Here is a 2,986-nt window from a genome sequence, read left to right as displayed (position 1 = left end):
GGGGAGCATGATGCTCCCCGGGCCCCTGCCTTCAGGGGGCGCTGGGACTCGCGCCAGAGGGCGAAGGCGGTCAGCACGACGATGCCTGCGGGGATGGCGAGCAGGTCGATCCACCAGGCCTGGGACGGCAGCTCGTGCAGCGCGGCGGCGACCCACCAGCTCAGGAACAGGCCGACGCAGAAGACGTGCAGGCTGTGCCGGCCGATCACGCCGAGAAGGCGCGGCACCAGGCCATGCATCCAGGGCGCGTCGCGCGGCACCAGCGCGGCCACCAGCCAGGCGAGCGCCAGCGCATGCAGCAGGCGCAACGGGCCAAGCCGGGACTTGTCCGACAACGCCTCAACCAGGGCCGAGGGCGGCGCCACCACGCCCTGCAGGCCGAGCCGCACCCAGAGCCCGACAGCCAGGATCAACGCCGCGGCGACGAACATCGCGGGGTGGCGCGGCAGCGGCGGCTCGCCCAGCAGCGCGCGCCGCCCCACCCAGGCGCCGAGCATGAACAGCACCTGCCAGGCGAAGGGGTCGAAGGTGAGCCCTGTGCCGCCCAGCACCAGCGGCTGCAACCCGAAGACCTGCGTGGCGAGATAGAGCCCGAGGGGCACCAGCAGCGCCCGGTCGCCCACCCGCTCCAGCAGCCACAGGAAGGGCGCAAGGCCGATCATGCAGACGATGAAGATGGGCAGGATGTCCATGAAGCTCGGCTGGTAGAGCAGCGCCAGCGCGGCCGGCACGGCGTACCAGGGCTCGGCCATCAGCCATTTCCAGCCGCCATACTCCACCGCGCCGGGCAGCGGCACGAAGCGCTCGGCCCAGATCACCATGGCGCCGAACAGCGCGAAGACCACCAGATGCGTGAGGTAGAGGCGCCAGATCCGGCCGGCGAGGTCGCTGGAGGCCGCGGCGAAGCCGTCGCGCACGCGCTTCAGGGTGAAGACCGAGCCAAGCGCCAGGCCGGACAGCAGCACGAACTGCTCGGAACTGTCCGAGATGCCCCAGGCGGCATGGATGCCGAAGAAGAAGATGCTGGCCTGCGCATGGCTGATGAAGATCGAGACCTGCATCCAGCCGCGCAGCACGTCCAGGCGGACGTCGCGCGGTGGGCGCACAGGCGGCCGGCCGGCCGGAGACACGGGTCGCGCCATTGCGCCGCTTTCCTCGGAGTATGCGAGCCGGCTTCGCCCGGCCCCGGGGGGAGGTTACGCCCCGATCGCAGCGATAAGCGCCTCCGACGGTTCCACCCCGAGGCCGGGGCCGTCGGGCAGGGTGTAGAAGCCGGCCTCGCATTCCATGTGGCGCGTGCCGGTGGGGCGGGTCAGCGCCAGGTTGGGGGCGAAGATGCTGTGCTGGTATTCGTGCCAGGGCAGGTTCTGGAGGGTTGCGGAGGCCTGCAGGCTTGCCGCCATGAAGATCCCGACGCCGATGGTCGCATGCGGCATCACGGCGACGTGATTGGCCTGGCACAGCGCGCCGATGCGGAGGAATTGCGTGATGCCGGTGCGGCCCATCTCGGGCTGGCCGATGCCCATGCAGCGCGCGGCGAAGCGCGGCTGCCATTCGTGGATGGTGCGCAATTCCTCGCCGAGCGCGACCGGCACGCCGACCCCGCGCGCGACCTGGGCGATGCCCTCGATGTCCTCCGGCGCGCAGGGGGCCTCGGCGAAGGCGAGGCCGTGCGGTTCCAGGCGGCGGATCAGGCGGATGGCGTCGGGCGCGGTGTGGCGCCAATGCAGGTCGGCCATGATCTGCGCCTTGGGGCCGAGACCCTCGCGCAGCGCGGCGATCTCGGCCTCCGCGCCGTCATCGGCGACGACGGCGGCGAATTTGAAGCCGCCGAATCCCTTCGCCTGCCAGTCGCGGGCGAAGGCAACGCGCTCCGGCAGCGTCGCCTTCGGCAGGCCGGAGACGTAGGCGGCGATGCGCTCATGCCGGCGGCCGCCGAGCAGGGTGGAGATCGGCGCGTCCAGGCGCCTGCCGAGCAGGTCCCAGAGCGCGATGTCCACGGCGGCCAGACTGTCGAGATAGAAGCCGCCGAAGAAGCCGCGCACGCGCATGAGGTCGTAGAGGTCCTCATGGATCACCGCGGGCGCGAAGGGATCGCGGCCTTCGAGGACCGGCGCGAGCACGTCGTCCACGATGGCGCGCACGGCTTCCGGGGCGACGATGCCATAGGTCTCGCCCCAGCCGGTGAGCCCCTTCTCCGTCTCGATGCGCAGCAGCACGGAGCGGTCGGCGGTGGGATAGAGCGTGCGGTTGCCCTGCCGGACGATGTAGCCGCGGCGATTGACCGTCTCCCCTTCGCGCAGCGGCCCGAGATAGGGCACGTCGCGCGGGATTTCCGCGACATAGGCGGTGACTCTTTCGATCCTGTCGGTCATGGGAAGTGCATCGTCATGGCGGGCTTCGCGGTCGCGATCAGCTCGCCGATCTCGGCCATGTCGCCCTCGTCCAGCTTCGGCCCCGCCGCGCGCGCGCCGGTGTGGGCGAGCAGGCCGCGGCGCTTCAGCACCTCCTTCGTGGCGCGAACCCGGAAGGTCATCTGGAAGGCGAGCAGCGGCAGGGTCAGGGTGTAGATGCGACGCGCCTCGGCACGGTCGCCGCGCTGCCACGCCTTCCACAGCGCGACATGGGCATCGGCCAGTTCCAGCGCGGGCATGGTGCCACAGGCGCCGCGAGCGAGCTCGTCCAGGATGAAGCGCGCGCCGGCGCCGCCCATCACGCCGTCGAGCGTCGCCGCCGCGGCCCGCCCGCCGGCCGAGGCAGCAAGGATGCGCGTGACATGCTGGCCGCAGGGCAGTGTTTCCTCCTTCACGTAGCGGATGGCGGGCACCTCGGCGGCGATGGCGGCGACCTTCTCGGGCGGCAGGGGGGGGGGGGGGGGGGGGGGGCGCGGCGCGGCAGGCAGCCAGCAGGGGCAGGATCAGGAGGGCGGCGGTGGCACGTCGCATGGGAGGCCTCGTGCGGTTGGCCTGCCCATAATGACCATCAA

The 2,986-nt window shown here is 71.6% G+C and carries 3 protein-coding genes; all 3 read right to left on the bottom strand.

Translation table 11 applies throughout. From position 1 onward, the window contains the following. Window positions 1-1,142: OpgC family protein (locus AC1MIR_RS25435; protein ID WP_480030964.1), on the bottom strand; the 1,142-nt coding region annotated here is incomplete at its 3' end. 54 nt (window positions 1,143-1,196) lie between these two features. Continuing rightward, a complete protein-coding gene (locus tag AC1MIR_RS25430; RefSeq protein ID WP_480030963.1) occupies window positions 1,197-2,375 on the bottom strand; it encodes a mandelate racemase/muconate lactonizing enzyme family protein in 1,179 nt (392 codons plus the stop codon). After that, window positions 2,372-2,827 carry a hypothetical protein gene (locus AC1MIR_RS25425; RefSeq protein ID WP_480030962.1) on the bottom strand — a complete coding sequence of 152 codons (456 nt, stop codon included), beginning with the start codon at window positions 2,825-2,827 and terminating at the stop codon, window positions 2,372-2,374. The genes AC1MIR_RS25430 and AC1MIR_RS25425 overlap by 4 nt, the downstream gene beginning before the upstream one ends. Window positions 2,828-2,986 lie beyond the last annotated feature (159 nt).

The organism is Falsiroseomonas sp. RANM36 (genome assembly GCF_056682175.1).
This window is presented reverse-complemented; position numbering and strand designations above follow the sequence as displayed.

Excerpts from the sequence above, each read along its gene's own strand:
- AC1MIR_RS25430 (WP_480030963.1), bottom strand. The coding sequence starts at position 2,375 with ATGACCGACAGGATCGAAAGAGTCACCGCCTATGTCGCGGAAATCCCG.